Here is a 17,218-nt window from a genome sequence, read left to right on the forward strand (position 1 = left end):
GCATCACCACTCAAGATCCTCCGCGCAATCCTCGATCGGCGTTTCCATTCCCTCAAGAAGGGACTCCCTCATGCCCGGGATGCTCAGGAGATATTCGGTTTCCGTTATAGCCCGCTGTTCATCCTTGGAAATGGACTCTGTTTTTTCGTCATCATTGCTCATATTTCACCTATGCAATAAAAAAGGGCGCCGGTCAACCGGGCGCCCTGGGTGTACGTATAAACGATTGTCGGCAATTAAACCATAGGCGCGCCGGCGCCTTTCCCCTTGCCCATGGCCAGGGCCTTTTCCACGTGGGGCCGGAACATCCCAACCAGGGTTTCCTCCACCCATTCGCGGTATTCAAAGGAATGGAAGTCCATGCGCATGACCTGGGCCTGGCAGGAGGTTCCCACGTACATGAACAAAAGGCTGGTAAAGCTGTATATTAGCTGGTCCGCTTCCTTTTCCGAAATCCAGGCGGGAAATTTCTCCACAAAGGATTTGCGAACCATGCCGAAGACTTCCGGGATGTAGTGGTATCCTGGGATTTCTTCAATATTGGAGGTTTGGGCAAGGTTTTGGGTGAGCACTCCCAGAGGCTCCAGGTTGGCGAAAGCCCGGCTGAGAGCCCGTCCGATGAACACTCCGGTGATTTCCAGGGGATCGACTTTTTCCAGGCCTTCGGCAAGCCAGTCCCGGGTTTCCTTGAATTCCTCAAACATTTCCCGGGCCACCTCCCCGAATAAATCGGCCTTGGTGGGAAAGTAATAGTGGATCAGGGGATGGTCGAATCCGCCCTCCCTGGCGATCATGCGAATGCTTGCCGCATGATAGGGGTGCTTGGAAAAAACCGTGCGGGCGGCCTTAAGAATTTTTTCCCTCGCAACTTCGCCTTTTGCCGCGGCCTTGCGCTTTTTGGGCGAAAGTCCTTTGGCTGCGGAAGGCGGTTTCCCTTTCGCTCCGCCGCCTTTCTTTTTAAAGGAGCCTTTCATGCCGGGGGCTGCGGCGTTATGTTCAGTTTTTTCATCCATAGGGGTTTTCTAGTAAGTTTAGACGGTTATGTCAATTGAAACCTTTACCGATTGTTCAGGGGATAGTGACGCGCCGCGTTAATTAACCCCCTTGGATCGCCCATCCATTTTTCCGCCTTACAGAGCCTAATGCAATGCCCAAGCCCGATGAGGCACAAAAGGACGCACAAGTTTGTCCCCGGCGGGTGCGTCAAAACTTTTTTAATCCAACCACGGTCTGTTTGATGAAAAAACTATTATTTTTGCGAAAAAACGCCTGATAAACCTGTCAATGGCCGGTTTTGAAAAAACGACGTCCAGGCTATGGCGGCGTCGCTCCTTAAGAAAGGAAAGGTTTGGCGTGCAGTCGCGGCAGGCAATGCCAGGCGCTCGTTGAAAGGGCGCCTTGGCATGGGCTGAATGGGATGACAAGGGATTATTCTTCGATTTTATCTTTTTCTTCCTTATCGTTTTTTTCGTCGATCTCTTTTTTGGACGTGGCGTTCTTGAAATTGCGGATGCCTTTGCCCAGACCGGCGCCGATTTCGGGGATTTTCTTTCCTCCGAACAGAATAATCACAATGCCCAGTACGATTAAAAGTTCTGTGGAGCCGATTCCACCCATCATGACGACCTCCTTGGAACAGCGATTCGGTTTTTGTCTGTTCCTGAAAAGCGGCGAAATTAATCCGGGCGGCGCCCTTGGCGGCGCCCCTGAGAGTCATCTTAATACCACCGGGTTGATAGGGTGTCAATTATTTAGGGCGTTTCTTTGCTTAACGGGACTTGACACCGGGGCCTCCCTGGCATAAAAAATATGGTTCTTTGAACGAGTATTGGCTAAACCGCGAAGGCGCGGCGGTTCAAAACCCTTCATCCAAGATATCTTGAGCGATATCTTAAGCATACATTAAAAGGTCCCGGAGGATGTGATGGACTACAAAAAAACCCTGAATTTGCCTAAGACCTCTTTTCCCATGAAGGCCAACCTTTCCCAGAAAGAGCCCGTCATGCTGGAAAACTGGGATAAGGCCGACATGTACAACTCCCTACGCAAAGAAGCTGAGGGACGTACGCGCTTTATATTGCACGACGGCCCTCCATACGCCAACGGCAATATTCACATCGGGACCGCCCTGAACAAGATTTTGAAGGACATTATCATCCGTTCCCGGAATATGGCCGGATTCGACGCCATTTACGTGCCCGGCTGGGACTGCCACGGCCTGCCCATCGAGCATAACGTGGACAAGGAGCTTGGCAAGAAAAAAGCGGACATGACTCAGGTCCAGATCCGCCAGGAATGCCGCAAATACGCGGAGCGGTTTATTGACATCCAACGCGGCGAGTTCAAACGTCTGGGCGTTTGGGGCGAGTGGAACAACCCCTACCTGACCATGAACTACAAGTACGAAGCGGACATCATGCGCGAATGCGGCAAGTTCGCCGATAACGGCGCCTTGTTCCGCGGCAAAAAGCCCGTGTACTGGTGCAATCGTTGCCAGACCGCCCTGGCCGAGGCCGAGGTGGAGTACGAGGACGAAAAAAGCCCGTCCATCTTCGTGAAGTTTGCGGCGGACGACGATTTCGCCCAGGCGATTCCCGAACTGGCCGGCAAAAAGGTTTTTGTGGTCATCTGGACCACCACGCCCTGGACCCTGCCCGGCAACCTGGCCATCTGCCTGCACCCGGATTTTGAATACTCCGCCGTGGAAGTGAACGGAGACGAAGTCCTGATCCTGGCAAGCGACCTGGTGGAATCCAATATGAAGGATTTCGGCATTGAGGATTACAAGGTTTTGGCGACCTTCGCCTCTTCGGTCCTGGAAAGGAAAACATGCCGCCATCCCTTTTACGACCGCGAATCCCTCATGGTCCTGGGAAATCATGTGACCCTGGAAGCGGGCACCGGGTGCGTGCACACCGCCCCCGGCCACGGCCGCGAGGACTATGAAGTCGGCCTGGCCTACGGCCTGGAACCGTACTCCCCGGTCAACGACAAGGGCTGTTTTGAAGACGACGTGGAGTTTTTCGCCGGCCAGTTCGTGTTCAAGGCCAACGAGAACGTTATCGCCAAGCTGGAGGAGAACAACGCGCTCATCCTTTCCAAAGGATTGGAGCATTCCTATCCCCATTGCTGGCGGTGCAAGCAGTCGGTCATCTTCCGGGCCACGCCCCAATGGTTTATCTCCATGGATAAGACCGGCCTGAGAAAAGCGGCGCTTACGGAGATCGACCAGGTCAAGTGGGTTCCCCACTGGGGCCGCGACCGGATTTACGGCATGATCGAAAACCGCCCGGACTGGTGCGTGTCGCGCCAGCGCTCCTGGGGCGTGCCCATCGTGGCTTTTTACTGCGCGGACTGCGGCGAGTTGCTGGTCAATATGGATGTCGTGGAAGGCGTGGCCAAGAAAACGGAAGAGCAGGGCGCGGACGTATGGTTTGCGGAATCCGCCGCGGATCTGCTGCCCGAAGGAACCAAGTGCGCCAAGTGCGGAAGCTCCTCCTTTGAAAAGGAAACCGACATCCTGGACGTGTGGTTCGACTCCGGCGTCAGCCACGCAGCGGTCCTGGAAGCCCGCGACTATCTGCGCTGGCCTGCGGACATGTACCTGGAAGGCAGCGATCAGCATCGCGGCTGGTTCCACAGTTCCCTGTTGTCCGCCGTGGGCACCCGGGGCAAGGCGCCTTACAAGGCGGTTCTCACCCACGGTTTTGTGGTGGACGCCAAGGGCCGTAAAATGTCCAAGTCCGTGGGCAACGTCATCGCCCCCGGCAAGGTGATCAAATCCCATGGCGCCGAAATCCTGCGCCTGTGGGTTTCCGCCGCCGACTATCGGGACGACATCCGGATTTCCGACGAAATCCTCAAGCAATTATCCGACGCGTACCGGCGCATCCGCAATACATGCCGGTTCATCCTGGGCAACCTGGGCGATTTCGATCCCCAAAAGGACGCCGTGGAACAGGACATGATGCTGGAAATCGACCGCTACGCCATGCACAAGCTGCAAGGGCTCATCCGCCGGTGCAAGGCCGCGTACGACGAGTTCGAGTTCCACGTAATCTATCACGCGCTGCACAATTTCTGCTCCGTGGACCTTTCGGCCTTTTACCTGGACATCCTCAAGGACAGGCTGTATGTGTCCCCTCCCGGCTCTCACGCCCGGAGAAGCGCCCAGACCGTGCTGTATAAGCTCATCGACGCCATTGTAAAGCTCATGGCGCCGGTCCTTTCCTTCACCGCGGAAGAGGTTTACGAGTACATGCCTCAGGTGGAGGGCAAAAAGCAAAGCGTGCACCTGGAATTGTTCCCGGATGTGGATCCCGATTGGCAGAACGAGAAGCTGGCCGCCCAGTGGGAGCTTATTCGCAAGGTTCGCGGCGAAGTGACCAAGGCCCTGGAAGAAGCCCGGGCCGCCAAGGTCGTGGGCCATCCTTTGGACGCTTCCGTAACCCTGTACGTGGACGAGGACCTGTTCAAGTCCCTGTCCGCCTACGAGCACGAACTCAGGCGCCTGTTTATCGTGTCTGAGGTTGTTCTGACCAAGGATGCCGCGCCCGAAGAAGTGTTCAAGAGCGAAACCCTGGCCCTTGGCGTAAGCGCCAAGGCCGCGCCCGGCGAAAAATGCCAGCGCTGCTGGGTTTACGACACCACCGTGGGAGACGACGCCGAACAGCCCACAGTGTGTCTGAGATGCCGTGACGCCCTGGCTCAAATGGAATTATAAGCCGGGACCAACGAGCGCGAATGGAAAACATGGCCTTGAAAAAATGGCTGCGGTTCATCGCCGTGGTCTTGCCTATTGTGATTGCGGACCAGGCCGTCAAGCTGGCGGTCCTGGCCCGCATTCAATACGCCGACAGCGTGGAGATGATCCCGGGCTTTTTCTACCTGACCCACTTGTACAACACGGGCGGGGCCTTTGGCCTGGGAGCGGACGCGGCCTCGTGGGTTCGCATCCTGCTTTTTCTGGGCGTGTCCAGCATCGCCGCAATCATCGTGCTTGTGCTCTACAAAAAGACGCCTTATGAAAGCCGATGGTTTTCCCTGGCTTTGTGCTGCATTTTCGCCGGGGCCACGGGCAATCTCATAGACCGGCTTTTCAGGGACGGCAAGGTGGTGGACTTTCTGGAGTTTTACATTCCCGTGGTCCCCATGAACCTGTTTAATCCCTGGCCGCCGTTCAACATAGCCGATATGGCCATTTCCATTGGAGTGGCCGTCCTTATGCTGTATTTTCTCACGGGCAAGGATCCCTTGTGATTCCCGCCCGCCCTGGGAGCCGTTCATGCATCCTGTTCTGATTCAAATCGGACCGCTTACGCTTCATTCCTATGGATTCATGATAGCCGTGGGGTTTTTGCTGGGCATGTTTCTGGCCTCCAGGGAAGCCCGGCTGCAAAATGAGGACCCTGAGCGCATTATGGACCTGTGCTTTTATTTGGTCCTCATCGGCGCCCTGGCTTCCCGGGTTCCTTACGTTATATTCAATTGGCATGAGTTCGCCGGCAATCCCCTGGACATCCTGAAAATCTGGAAGGGCGGCCTGGTCTTTTACGGCGGGTTCATCGGCGCCTTGGGCGTGTTCGCCTATTTTGTCAAAAAGTACTCCATGGAGGCCTGGAAGACCATCGACATCCTGGCGCCTTCCGTAGCCTTGGGACACGCCTTCGGCCGCATTGGCTGCTTTTGCGCCGGATGCTGCTACGGCAGGCCCACCGACCTGCCCTGGGCCGTGACCTTCACCAACCAGCAATGCCTGGCGCCCTTGAACACGCCCTTGCATCCCACACAACTGTATTCGTCCCTGGGTTTGTTCTGCATCTTCGGGTTTTTGTTTTTCATTGTCAGGCCGCGCAAGACCTTCCACGGGCAGGTCTTTTGGATTTACATCCTGGTTTATGCCATTTTCAGGTTCTGCATTGAGTTTCTGCGCGGAGACGACCGGGGGGCGTATTTTCTGGGGCTGCTTTCGCCGTCTCAGACTGCGGCTGTGGTCCTGGTCGCCCTGGCCGTCGTCTTTTTGCTGAAACTCCGAAAACGGAAGATCGCCTGATGGAGATTAACCACGCCAACCTGGATTCCATTTTACAGCCAAAGGACGGCTTCGCCCCGGTTTACCTGATTTACGGGGACGAAATGCTGTATAAGGAGGCCTTTGCAAAACTCCTGGACGCCATGGTCCCCAAGGAGCAGCAGGGGCTTAACTACGATCCTTTGGACGGCAGGGACGCCCCGGCTTCGTCCGTCACGGCCAGCCTGCAAACCTATCCCATGTTTCCGGGAACCAAGGTTACGGCCTGGCTGGACTCCAAGGTGTTTTACTCCCAAAAGCAAACCGCAGCCTTGCTGGAAAAAGCCGAGGACGTTTTTAAGAGTAAAGGCGTGGAGCGGGCCGCCCGATTCATCCTGGACTATTTAAGCATCCGCAAGATCGGCTTGGCGGACCTCAACCAGGCCGACCCCATAGCCAGCCTGAACCTGCCCGAGGATCACAAGGGCCTGACCGGAGACTGGCTGGAGGAAATTCTGGCCCATTGCATTGACGAAGGCAAAAAGGTCCCCGAATACCTGGATGAAGGCGAGTTGATCATCCAGGTGCTTGAGAAGGGGTGCGCGGACAATCATCTGATCATCACGGCCGACCTGGCCGACAAGCGCAAAAAGCTCTTCAAGTACATCAATGAGCACGGCGTGGTGGTGGATTGCTCCGTGCCCAAGGGCAACGTCCAGGCGGATAAGCAGGCCCAGGCCCAGGCGCTGACCGTGCAGATGAACAAGGTGCTGGACGCCCGCGGCAAATCCATGGAGCCCCGGGCTTTTTCCATGATCCAGGATCGCATTGGCGCGGACCTGCGCACCTTCACCAATACCCTGGAGAAACTGGCTTCCTACGTAGGCGATCGTCCCGTCATTACGGCGCGTGACGTGGAGGCCGTTGTCTCCCGCACCAAGGAAGACCCCATCTTCGCGTTCACCAACGCCCTGGCTTCCAAAAACGCCCAGGAATCCCTGGCTCTACTGGATCGCCTCCTTGCCGGGGACTTTCATCCTCTGGCCGTGGCGGCCGCCAGCGCCAACCACCTGCGCCGGTTTTTGGCCATCAAGAATTTTTTGGCGGGACCCTTTGGAAACCGGTGGAATAAGGGCATGAATTTCAACGCCTTTAAAAGCACGGTTATGCCGGCCATCGAGGATCACGACGCCCGCACCCAGGCGGTTTTGGACGCGTGGGAGGATCAGTTAAAGGTGGAGGAAAAGGAAGAGCCGGGCAAGAAACCCAAGAAAACCAAAAAAGCCGCCAAAAAGCTCACCACGGACCTGTTTGTGGCCCCTAAAGGCCGCAATGCCTATCCCATCTATCTGGCTTTCAAAGAGTCGGAAAACTTTACCATGGACGAACTGACCAACGCCATGGATCTCCTGATCCAGGCGGACCGGGACATCAAACGCCACCCCCCGCATTACGATAAAATGATCATGGAAAAGGTCATCCTGGGCATCTGCGCCCGCTGATTTTATCTATCGGTTCCCATCCAATCCAAATGTATATTCATAAGGTTTAAGAAACGCAGCCAATTGCTTGCGGTCTCCTTTATACGATCCCAGATACTCATCCGTCTCGTAACCACTCGGCGGATCAGGAGAATCTTTGGATTGCGAAAACAATAAGCCCAATTTTTTCGAATCCCGGCTTTTTATAAAATACAGCCGCCAAACGGGCGCTGCCTCATTTGCATTTTCTTGCTGAAACGCTTTTAAAGCCGCGCTTAGACGCCTGGCGCTTTTCATTTTGTCTCCCCGCTCCAAATAAACCATCCCCAAACCCAGGTTGGCCCTGGCTGCATGGGCTTTGGATTGTAGGACCTGCAGGAAATATTTCTCCGCCCTGCCCAAAGCGCCTTGGAAAACGCAGACCTCGCCTAATGTCGCCATGGATTCCATGTCGTTGGGATCGTATTGCAGGACTTCCTCACAGACCGCCCCGGCTTGGGAGGCCATGCCACGGGCTATGAGCAAGCCGCCCAGATTTTTGTATTTGGCGGCCATTTCCCCTCTGGCGCGAGCAATCTCTTCAGTTTTTTGGCGGGCCTGTTCCTCCATGCCCATTTTTTTCATGGCGGCGATCAGGTTGGCGCCGTCCTCCGCATACATTTTTTCGGCGAACCGGGCCATCTCGTAATGCCGCATGGCGTGGTAAAGATTGCCTTTTGTTCGGCTGGACTCAGCCCTGGCAATCCTTTTGCCGTGAAAATCCTCATACAGCGTCAGGATTTTATCCAGGGCGGGGACGGCCTCGGCGTATCGCTGCGAGTAAAATAAGGTCTCCGCCCAATGGCGCACGGGCCTTAGAAGATTGGGCGACTTGACGGCGCAATCCTCCCTCAAGGCCATGGCGTTTCCCCATACGTGGTTTCTTTGCCACGTCCAGAAACTGAAAACCGCGGCAATGCAGCAAAGCAGGACGGCGGCATGTTTTGGCCTTAGCCGGCTGAAAAACAGATAGCTGACGAGCAGGCAGGCGAACAGGGACGGCAAGTACAGCCTGTGCTCCGTCATAAGGTGCAGGGGCAGGACGGAGGACTCTACAGCCAGGCTTCCGAAAAGCCACAATACGCAAAAGGCCGCGACTCGATGCTTTTTTGCGTTTAAAACCGCCCAGGCAATGCAAAGAGCGATTACGGCCTCGAAAAATAATGCCGAGGGAGGATCCAGCAGGGAGTTGGAAAGGGGAATATCGTGATCCGCATTCAACCGTGAAGGGTGGGGAAAGATAAATAAGGACAACAAAGTCAGCACAGCCCTGGGCTGGGTGAACAGCCTTTGGGCCGGGGTAAAATCCAGGACCACGAATCGTTCCGTCAGCCAATCCATGGGGGCAAAATCCATGACCGCAAGCGCTGCAAAAACTCCCAACAGGGCCATGCCCGCTATAAGCGCCAGGCTCCCAATCAGGCTTTTACGGCTCATGTTTTGTATGAAAAAGCAGTCGTACAGCACCGCTAAAAAGGGCAGGGCGGCCATGTTTTCCCTGGAGCCGACGGTGAACACGAACAAGACCCCGGCGATTGCGTATAACGCAACTTTTTTTCCCCCCGAGGCCGCCAGGCGCGCTTTTACGTAAAAAAGCATGCACAATACGCAAGTCAGGGCGGGCAGGATGCATTTGCGTTTGACGATGTAGGATACCGCCTGGGTTTGCACGGGCTGGACCAGAAAAATCAGGGCCGCAAAAAAAGCGATCAGCGCGGCTTTGCGCGCGTCCAGCCCTGCGCCCGGCAATTGAAGCGTCGTCCTGAGCAGTAAAAAAAGAAAATACGCCGTAAAAATATGGATGCCTACATTGGTAAGCCGGAACCAAAAAGGATTGGGGCCGTGGACATAGTAGCTTAGGGCCAGGGAAAGCTCGGAAAATGGATGGGTGGAATTGGCTTCGATGAGTTGAATGACCGAATGCAGGGAAGGGGTGAATGCTTTCAGATTTGGGTTGGACGCAACCATGGGAAGGTCGGCCTGCACAAAGGGGCCGGGCAGGGCGCTGGAATAGCACAGCAAGCCGACGGCGGCGAAAAACAGGAACGCCAACCAGGATCGGCGCCCCGGCCGCTCCAGTAAATTTGCTAAAGATTTGGCGGATGATTTGTTCATCAGGTTGATGACGGCCGCTTGCGCCCCCAAGGCCGGGGGGAGATTTTTCAGGCGCGCGTCCGTCCGGATGCCTTCAGTTAATATTTATTGTCTGATCCGTCTTTACATCGCCCGTTCCTTGAATTTGGCCAAGGTCTCCAGGCAGGCGTCGCTTTCGATCATGCCTTGCTCCGGGAAGGTTCCCAAAAACGCGTCGATGGCGGTCATGATTTCCGGGTCATGGCAGATATTATTCTTCACCTCATTGGCGGAGGAAAGAAACTGGTCCAGGACCTCGGACGCCATGGGGTTTTTGCAGATGAGGTTCCGGTAAAGCTCCGTGTCCTGAGCGAACATGCGGCCTAAAAGCCCCAGTTTCAAACGGAAGATAGGCGTAGCGTACGGCCGGATTTCCTTGGGATCCACCCCAAGCTGCAACAGGGTTTCGCCAAAGGAGATGGTCATGAAATGGGTCAGGGCCTGGACGACCGCCATGTTGCGGTCATGGGTGTAGCCGTCCGTGATGGTCACCACGGCGCCTTTGGCTTCCAACTGGCTTTCCAGCCAAGGGAGCCAGGGGCCTTCACCCATGGGGCATACAATGACGTTCTGGCCGGCCATGCCCGCCGTGCTTGGGCCGAACAGAGGATGGGTTCCGATGACCTGGGCCTGGGTGGATTCCTTCATGGCCTGGCAAATATCGTGCTTCATGGAGCACATGTCCATGAGGAGTTGGTCTTTGTTCATGAGGGGGCCGACTTGATGGGCCATGTCAATGGAGACGTCCAGGGGAAGGCTGATGATTACGACTTGGCATTGTTCGGCCAGGTCCTGCCAGGTCAATTCGGTTTTTCTTCCCGAAATCAGGACCGTATGGCCCAGACTTTCAAAATATTCCTTGAACCACTGGCCCATCTGGCCGGCGCCTCCAATAATGCCTATGGTCGTAAACCCCGGTATTTCCACATCCACCTCTTGAATCAGTTTACTGTTTTGCAAACAACTCCAAGGCCCTAACCTGGGCCTGCCTCAATACAAAGTCGGCCAATACCAGATTCAGCATGGCCTCGCACACCACGTTCACCCTGGGGATGGCCGAGATGTCGTGCCGGCCTCCAACCTGGATGGTTTCCGCCTTGCCGTCCAGATCAATGGTCTGCTGGGGAACGCTGATGGACGGAATGGGCTTGACTGCCACCCGAACCACAATATCCTGACCGCTGGAAACGCCGGATAGGGTTCCGCCCGCGTTATTGGTTTCAAATCCGTCTTCCAAAATGGGATCGTTATTGACCGACCCGGTCAGCCGCGCCGCCTCAAAGCCCGCGCCGATCTCCACGCCCTTGACCGCGCCGATGCTCATCATGGCCTTGGCGATCTGCGCGTCCAGCTTGTCAAACACGGGCTCCCCAAGCCCGGCCGGAACGCCTGCGGCCTGCACCTGCACAATTCCGCCCAAAGAGTCTCCGTCCTTGCGGACTTCGTTCACCCGGGCCTCCATTTTTTCCGCCGCTTCCATGTCCGGGCAGGCGAAATGGTTTTGGGAGACGGCTTCCGGGTCAATGTTTTTCGCCCTTACGCTGCCAAGCTCCAGGGTGTAAGCAAAGGTCTTGATTCCGACCCGTTCCAAAAGCAAACCGGCCACGGCGCCTGCCGCCACCCTGCCTGCGGTCTCCCGGGCCGACGCCCTTCCTCCGCCTTTGTAATCCCGGATTCCGTATTTTCTTTGGTACGAAAGATCTCCGTGCCCCGGCCGGAACAGGTTTTTGAACTGATCGTACGAGGACGACTTGGCGTCCTTGTTTTTGATCATCAGGCTGATGGGCGTGCCCGTGGTGAGTCCTTCAAATACGCCGGAAAGAATGTGCACAAGATCCTCTTCCTTCCGGGTGGTGCTGGCCGCGGAAGAGCCTGGCTTGCGCCGGTCCATCATAATCTGGACGGCTTCCTCGGTCAGGGGAATTCCCGGAGGGCAGCCGTCCACAACTGCTCCGATAGCGGGTCCGTGAGATTCTCCCCAAGTGGTGACGCGAAAGGCTTTTCCAAAGGTGTTACCTGACATTATTACATCCTTAGTCTGAGTCCCGACCGGCGGCCAAATCCACAATCCTGCGGCAAATTTCGTCCACGCCGATCCCTTCCGTGGAGACTGTCAGCATGGCCGCCTTTTTATACAATGGTATGCGTTGTTCAAGCACGGTGTTGATTTCGTCCAGGACGCCTTGATCCGTTAGGGCGGGACGTTGAGTCTCCGTCTTATCATCACCGGCAAGGCGATTGCAAATAACTTTCGGATCTGCGGTCAGCCAGACCACCAAACCGCTGCCTTGCATGGCCTGCACATTGCCGGGGTCCAGGATGGCGCCGCCGCCGGGCGCAATGATATGCCGGTCCAGGCCGGACAGGCGTTTCAGCAGTTCCTTTTCCAGCCTGCGGAACTCCTCCCAGCCTCCGGCCTCCACGATTTCCGCAATGGTTCGGCCCTGCTCCCGCTCCAGCATTTCGTCCGCGTCCACAAAGGGGCGGCCCATGGCTGCGGCCAACGCCTTGCCCACGGTTGTTTTGCCCGTGGCCCGGTATCCTATAAGATAGATGTTTTTCATAATCGAAGATGCAGGTGGGAAGTTAAAAAGCGGTTGCTCCAAATCCCCTTGCCGATGCCTTTCATTATATATTGCATACATGGGATTAGAGTCAAAAACGTATTTTGACCATGATGCCGGGTTTCGCAAGCTCAACCCAACCTGCGCCGCGTAAAATGAGGTTGTAGGCCTGGTTGCGAAGTCCGCCTTGGCGCTTCACACGGGCAATAGCTTACATGGACTTCAAACCCGACATTAACCTGGGTTTAAGCAATGCCATTCGTTCGCTGGCCTTGCACGGTTTCCACATTCCTTCCAGGCCGCGCCTCATGTCGCTTCGCGACCCAGGCAGGGCGCCGCTCCGCCTGGGCTGCCCAAAAAAACAAGAATGCCTTCAATTACCGCCGTCTCGTTCCCATGCTGTCAGCCCGCGTCGCGCAGTAGCTTTTTTGCGTCGCGGCTGTCGCGTGGGAATGCATACGGGACTTGCAAACGTTCTCAAACGTCAAACGTAGACTTGACCCCATTTCCCTTGCGGGACGACCCGCTGAATCTAATGCACACGGCAGAATGAGTCAAATACTTTGTCCCGAAAGCGCAAGAGTGAAAGCAAGCATGCCTTTATACCTATGACAATCTGCATCGCCTCACTTCCGAAACAGGCTCGGGCGGTGCGGACAACATGGCTCTCACTTACGACGCCATGGGCAATATTCTCACCAAGTCCGTAGGCACGGATCTTTTAACTTACAGCTATGAAATGAATGGGTCCATCAGCACCCAACGGCTCAGTTCAGTTGCCTACGGAAGCAATCCCGCCAAATCTTTCGTCCATGACGCCAACGGCAACATGACGCAAGGTTGGGATTTTTCCGATCCCGCCAACCCTGTTCAACGCAGCATTCAGTATAATGCCGACGACAAACCCATTTCCATCACCAGGGGATTGGATACGACCCTTTTCACCTATGACGCCAACGGAGACCGGGCAATCAAGGAAATCGCAGGCGGCGACATTACCTATTACGTATCCGGAGGGTATGAGGTCACCAACGGCGTTTCCGTTAAATATATTTCGGGCGGCGGGCTAAGCATTGCCAAAATCGAAGATGGGGTAACTTCCTATCAGCACTCGGATCACCTGGGAAGCTCCACCGTCGTCACCAATGAATCCGGCCAGGAAATCGAGAAATCCGACTATCGGCCTTTTGGGGAAGAACGGAACCATTGGGGCGTCACCAATGACAAGCACCGCTATACCGGCCAGGAAAAGGATTTTTCCACGGGCCTGTATAACTATAATGCCAGGCTGTACGATCCCATATTAGGAAGGTTTACTTCCGCGGATATATTCGTCCCCGACCCATTGGACCCTCAAAGCTATAACCGGTTCGCGTATTGCCGGAACAATCCTTTATCCTATACCGACCCAAGCGGTCATTTTATTGTGGAAATGATTGTCGGCGCCGTTATAGGCGCCTTGATTGGCGGCGCGACGGAGGCAATACTTGGAGGGGACATCCTCCAGGGCATGGTAACCGGGGCCATATCAGGGGCTATATTCTTCGGGGTCGGAGAGTTGGGCCTAACCGGGCTTGAGCAGATAACGGCCCACGCCTTGGGAGGGGCGCTATCCGGGGGGATAAGCAGCGCCATATCAGGCGGGGATATAGGCCTGGGCATGCTGACCGGCGCCATTGCCGCCGGGGTGGGGGAGTTTGTAGGGAGCTCTGGATTAATCCACGATGACTTCTGCAGCCAGCTAATCGGAAGAAGCGTTGTCGGCGCCGTGACCGGCGGTGTTGCGTCCACCATTTGCGGCCAGGATTTCTTTGACGGCTTTATGCAGGGCGCCAAAACCGCGGCCATTGGTTTTTTATGCAATCATATGTTGCACGACGCAGGCAGGTTTGTCGGCGCCTCGCAGGGTGAAGCAGCTACTCAATGGTATGCTGAAAAATATAATGAAACCGGCAATCCAATATACCTTGTCGGGGGAACCGTAGCAGCCCTCTGGACTCCGGAAACCTATGCAGACACCGCCATGACTCTGTTTGGAGGCGCGGTTGGCGGGAAAGTTTTGGGTGCTTTAGGGAAGATGGGGTCTAAAGCTGCAAAATTTACCAAGGTTTCTCGTTGGGGTAGAGAAGGGCTTGAAGATGGCGATTTTGTAATGAAGGGTGGTAAAAATGCATTAAATTATATAAAATCTGGAAAATGGCAAAAGGGCATGGGAAATACGCGTGCCTCATATAGCTCAGGAAGTGAGTATATGGTTCCTACCAACAGCCTCAAGCCTCCTAGCCAAGCGGCAACTGCGACATTTTGGGATAAGGGGTTATTTGGGCACATTAAAAGTGCAATGGGGCAACGCAGCTATAGACCATAGGAAACTTAAATATGAACATTATTTTTTGGATAGTGGCATGTATTTTAATTCTTTTTTCATCATACATAACAATTATGCACTGGGCTTTATTTGTTAATAACTATGTGCTCAAAAGGGAGTGGGCGTCCGCAATCCCGCTTGTTGGAGGAATAGCCGGAGCTCTCGGTATATTGTGCTTGCCAATTGAAGGGAGTTGGAAATACTGTTGGCTACCATTCCTGTTGGATTGGGGGAGTCTGCCAATAATCGTATTTTCTCTTGCGTGCCACCTGCTTTGTAAAGAAAAAAACTCCATAGATCCCGGCGGCTAAAAAAGTGGAAGCAACCGGTTATTGACTTGAAATTCGAAGATGAGCAGGGACGGGAAGAGATCATCACCGCCACGGTGGAACATCCCTTCTGGGTGCAAGGACAGGGATGGGTTGGGGCCTCAGATCTCGTTCCCGAGGATCAAATCTTTACTTCCCATAACCAATGGCTTACACTGATATCAGCTACCCTAACGCCTGAACTGGAAACGGTCTATAACTTTGAAGTGGATCAAATCCACAACTACTTTGTGGGCCAGTCCGGTGCCTGGGTGCATAATATGAGTGAGGCCATTAAGTTTACCAGCGCCATGAAGTCAGGAGCAAAAAGGATTGCTTCCGGAAGAAATATAAGAAAAATTCAAGTGCTCGTTGAAAAGTTTGGTGGGAAAGCCAATGGTTGGCGTAAGATGAAAACATGGGATCATTTAGGGCGGGAGATACACTATTATGAACACCATGGAATCGGCAGAGTTGGGATGAAATTTAAAGGTCAAATGGATCCATTCTAAGGAGGCCTATAGTGATAGTCGTTTTTAAGAATCCTCCGATTGGCGAGGAAAATCCAAAATTGACCACTGAAAAACGGTATGTGGTTATTGGGATTGATGATGCATTTTTCAGAGTTATTGATGACGATAGTGAGCCTATTTTATACCCTAAAGGCTACTTTGAGACTGTTGATTCATCAATTCCGACTGATTGGATTAGGATGGACCACCCGGATGGTGAATACCACATTGATCCACCGGAGTGTTCTGCTATCGGATTTTATGAGGACTATTTTGACGATAAGGAGTATGCCCAAGAGGCGTTTAGGCGTGCAACCAAACGTATTTTATCCCAATTAGAAATTTTAGGGGACGCTTCAAAGAAATAAATGCTTTAGGGGACGCTTTAAAGAAACTTAGAAACTTGACCTTGAGTCTTGAACAAGGCCATGTTTTAGGCATGCCAAGACGATCCCGACTGGACGCCCCGGGCTTATTGCATCACGTCATGATCTGGAGAAGGGACAGTATGGGGTCAAATCAACGTTTGACCCCATTTCCCTTTAGTACAATTTTTCCCATTCCTCCCAAAAATTGGGGAATGACTTATCCACGCAGGACGGATTTTTGATGATCACGCCCGGAGTTAATAGCCCGGCGACGGCAAAGCTCATGGCAATGCGGTGGTCGTCGTAAGTGTCAATAACCGCGCCCTGCGGCTTGCCGCCGATGATGGTCATGCTGTCGTCCGTGCACGAGGCCTGGACGCCCATTTTTTTAAGCTCCGTGATTACGGCGGTGATCCTATCGCTTTCCTTGGCTTTTAGATGCCCCACGTTTTCAATCCGGGTTTCCCCTTTGGCGAAGGCGGCGACCACGGCCAGGGTAGGGGCCACGTCCGGCATATTGCCCATGTCCACGGTGATTCCCTTGAGGTCGCGGCCGGCGACTGCCAGCCCCTCATTGGTTTCGTCCAGGCGGCATCCCATGGATTTCAGGATGTAGGCGAAACGGCTGTCCCCCTGGCACGAGGCCGAATGGGTTCCGGCCACTCTGATCGTGGCGCCGGTAATAGCCGCCGCTCCCCAGAAATAGCTGGCGCCCGAGGCGTCGGCTTCCACCATATATTCCCCCGCCTGATATTGGGATTGGCCGGGAACGGAAAACCAGGTATGGCCGTCTCGCTTAATTTCCACGCCCATGGCTTTCATGACCGATACGGTCATGTCAATATAGGGTTTGGAAACCGGGCCTTCCGTGACGGTGATTTCCATGCCGTCTTGGGTGTAGGGCGCAATAAGCAGCAGGGCCGAAAGATATTGGCTGGACACGCCGCAATTGATGGAAACCTTTCCCCCCTTGACGGCTGTGCCCTGGATTTTGATGGGAGGGCAGCCGTTCGTGGTCTCCACCGGAACGCCAAGCTGCTCCAGAGCCTGGGCCAGGTCCAGGATGGGCCGCTGCTGCATGCGTTCCGTCCCGGTCAGGGTGTAGGTTCCCACGCCCATGGCCGCCACGGCGCACATGAGGCGCAGGGTAGTGCCGGAATTGCCAAGATGGATGGGATCTTCATACCTGTCCAGGCTGCCGCCGGAACCGTTCACCCAAAAACCGCCTCCCTCGCGGCGTACGCTCACGCCCATTTTGTTCAGGGCGTTCATGGTCAGGAGTGTGTCTTCGCTTACCAGGCCGTTTTTCACCTGGGAAAGGCCGTCCGCAAGGGCCGCGCATATCAGCATGCGATGGGTGTAGCTTTTGGACCCCGGAACCATGGCTGTCAGTTCGGTTTTGCCCATGGGCCGGATTGTTATTTGAGACTCCATA

At 54.7% G+C, this 17,218-nt stretch carries 15 protein-coding genes; 7 read left to right on the forward strand and 8 right to left on the reverse strand.

All coding sequences use genetic code 11. The features are described from left to right. Window positions 1–3 precede the first annotated feature (3 nt). The 3 genes from G491_RS31295 to G491_RS0117375 all read right to left on the reverse strand — a co-directional run bounded on the left by G491_RS31295 (window position 4) and on the right by G491_RS0117375 (window position 1,620). The gene (locus G491_RS31295; protein WP_211239157.1) at window positions 4–162 is read right to left on the reverse strand and encodes a hypothetical protein; all 159 of its coding nucleotides are present in this window, start codon (window positions 160–162) and stop codon (window positions 4–6) included. 74 nt (window positions 163–236) lie between these two features. Further along, entirely contained in the window at window positions 237–1,013 is a 777-nt protein-coding gene (locus G491_RS0117370) for a TetR/AcrR family transcriptional regulator (RefSeq protein WP_028315494.1), read from the reverse strand. Between the two features lie 415 nt (window positions 1,014–1,428). After that, on the reverse strand, window positions 1,429–1,620 hold the full coding sequence (locus tag G491_RS0117375; protein WP_028315495.1) for a twin-arginine translocase TatA/TatE family subunit: 192 nt from the start codon (window positions 1,618–1,620) through the stop codon (window positions 1,429–1,431). A 304-nt stretch (window positions 1,621–1,924) separates the two neighbouring features. Here G491_RS0117375 and ileS point away from each other — a divergent pair, with 304 nt between their 5' ends. Genes ileS through holA form a run of 4 tightly spaced genes read left to right on the forward strand, consistent with a single transcriptional unit; the run spans window position 1,925 to window position 7,512 of the window. After that, window positions 1,925–4,723, forward strand: coding sequence for an isoleucine--tRNA ligase (gene ileS, locus G491_RS0117380; protein WP_028315496.1), 2,799 nt, complete (start codon window positions 1,925–1,927; stop codon window positions 4,721–4,723). 20 nt (window positions 4,724–4,743) lie between these two features. Next, the gene (gene lspA, locus G491_RS0117385; RefSeq protein WP_028315497.1) at window positions 4,744–5,259 is read left to right on the forward strand and encodes a signal peptidase II; all 516 of its coding nucleotides are present in this window, start codon (window positions 4,744–4,746) and stop codon (window positions 5,257–5,259) included. Window positions 5,260–5,284: 25 nt separating this feature from the next. Continuing rightward, window positions 5,285–6,052: a prolipoprotein diacylglyceryl transferase gene (gene lgt / locus G491_RS0117390; protein WP_028315498.1), complete on the forward strand. Its 768-nt coding sequence runs from the start codon at window positions 5,285–5,287 to the stop codon at window positions 6,050–6,052. Continuing rightward, entirely contained in the window at window positions 6,052–7,512 is a 1,461-nt protein-coding gene (gene holA / locus G491_RS34135) for a DNA polymerase III subunit delta (protein WP_051327342.1), read from the forward strand. The genes lgt and holA overlap by 1 nt, the downstream gene beginning before the upstream one ends. A 6-nt stretch (window positions 7,513–7,518) precedes the next feature. Here holA and G491_RS0117400 read toward each other — a convergent pair whose 3' ends face one another. The 4 genes from G491_RS0117400 to G491_RS0117415 form a co-directional block, all read right to left on the reverse strand. After that, window positions 7,519–9,582 (reverse strand): tetratricopeptide repeat protein, encoded by a 2,064-nt coding sequence (locus G491_RS0117400; RefSeq protein ID WP_169829461.1) that lies wholly within the window; start codon window positions 9,580–9,582, stop codon window positions 7,519–7,521. Window positions 9,583–9,747: 165 nt separating this feature from the next. Beyond that, on the reverse strand, window positions 9,748–10,623 hold the full coding sequence (locus tag G491_RS31305; protein WP_051327343.1) for a prephenate dehydrogenase/arogenate dehydrogenase family protein: 876 nt from the start codon (window positions 10,621–10,623) through the stop codon (window positions 9,748–9,750). After that, window positions 10,610–11,686 carry a chorismate synthase gene (aroC, locus tag G491_RS0117410; RefSeq protein ID WP_028315500.1) on the reverse strand — a complete coding sequence of 359 codons (1,077 nt, stop codon included), beginning with the start codon at window positions 11,684–11,686 and terminating at the stop codon, window positions 10,610–10,612. Before aroC ends, G491_RS31305 begins: the two co-directional genes overlap by 14 nt. Before the next feature lie 10 nt (window positions 11,687–11,696). After that, window positions 11,697–12,227 carry a shikimate kinase gene (locus tag G491_RS0117415; RefSeq protein ID WP_028315501.1) on the reverse strand — a complete coding sequence of 177 codons (531 nt, stop codon included), beginning with the start codon at window positions 12,225–12,227 and terminating at the stop codon, window positions 11,697–11,699. Window positions 12,228–12,888: 661 nt separating this feature from the next. On the opposite strand from G491_RS0117415, the gene G491_RS0117420 reads away from it, so the two are divergent. The 3 genes from G491_RS0117420 to G491_RS34140 all read left to right on the forward strand — a co-directional run bounded on the left by G491_RS0117420 (window position 12,889) and on the right by G491_RS34140 (window position 15,783). Then, a complete protein-coding gene (locus tag G491_RS0117420; RefSeq protein ID WP_028315502.1) occupies window positions 12,889–14,595 on the forward strand; it encodes an RHS repeat domain-containing protein in 1,707 nt (568 codons plus the stop codon). Window positions 14,596–14,926: 331 nt separating this feature from the next. Continuing rightward, the gene (locus tag G491_RS0117430; RefSeq protein ID WP_084511567.1) at window positions 14,927–15,415 is read left to right on the forward strand and encodes a polymorphic toxin-type HINT domain-containing protein; all 489 of its coding nucleotides are present in this window, start codon (window positions 14,927–14,929) and stop codon (window positions 15,413–15,415) included. 11 nt (window positions 15,416–15,426) lie between these two features. Beyond that, window positions 15,427–15,783 carry a hypothetical protein gene (locus tag G491_RS34140; RefSeq protein ID WP_051327344.1) on the forward strand — a complete coding sequence of 119 codons (357 nt, stop codon included), beginning with the start codon at window positions 15,427–15,429 and terminating at the stop codon, window positions 15,781–15,783. 174 nt (window positions 15,784–15,957) lie between these two features. Here the strand turns inward: G491_RS34140 and aroA are convergent, their stop codons facing one another. After that, the gene (aroA, locus tag G491_RS0117440) at window positions 15,958–17,217 is read right to left on the reverse strand and encodes a 3-phosphoshikimate 1-carboxyvinyltransferase (protein ID WP_028315505.1); all 1,260 of its coding nucleotides are present in this window, start codon (window positions 17,215–17,217) and stop codon (window positions 15,958–15,960) included. Window position 17,218: the final 1 nt, after the last annotated feature.

Source organism: Desulfatibacillum aliphaticivorans DSM 15576, assembly GCF_000429905.1.
Lineage (GTDB): Bacteria > Desulfobacterota > Desulfobacteria > Desulfobacterales > Desulfatibacillaceae > Desulfatibacillum > Desulfatibacillum aliphaticivorans.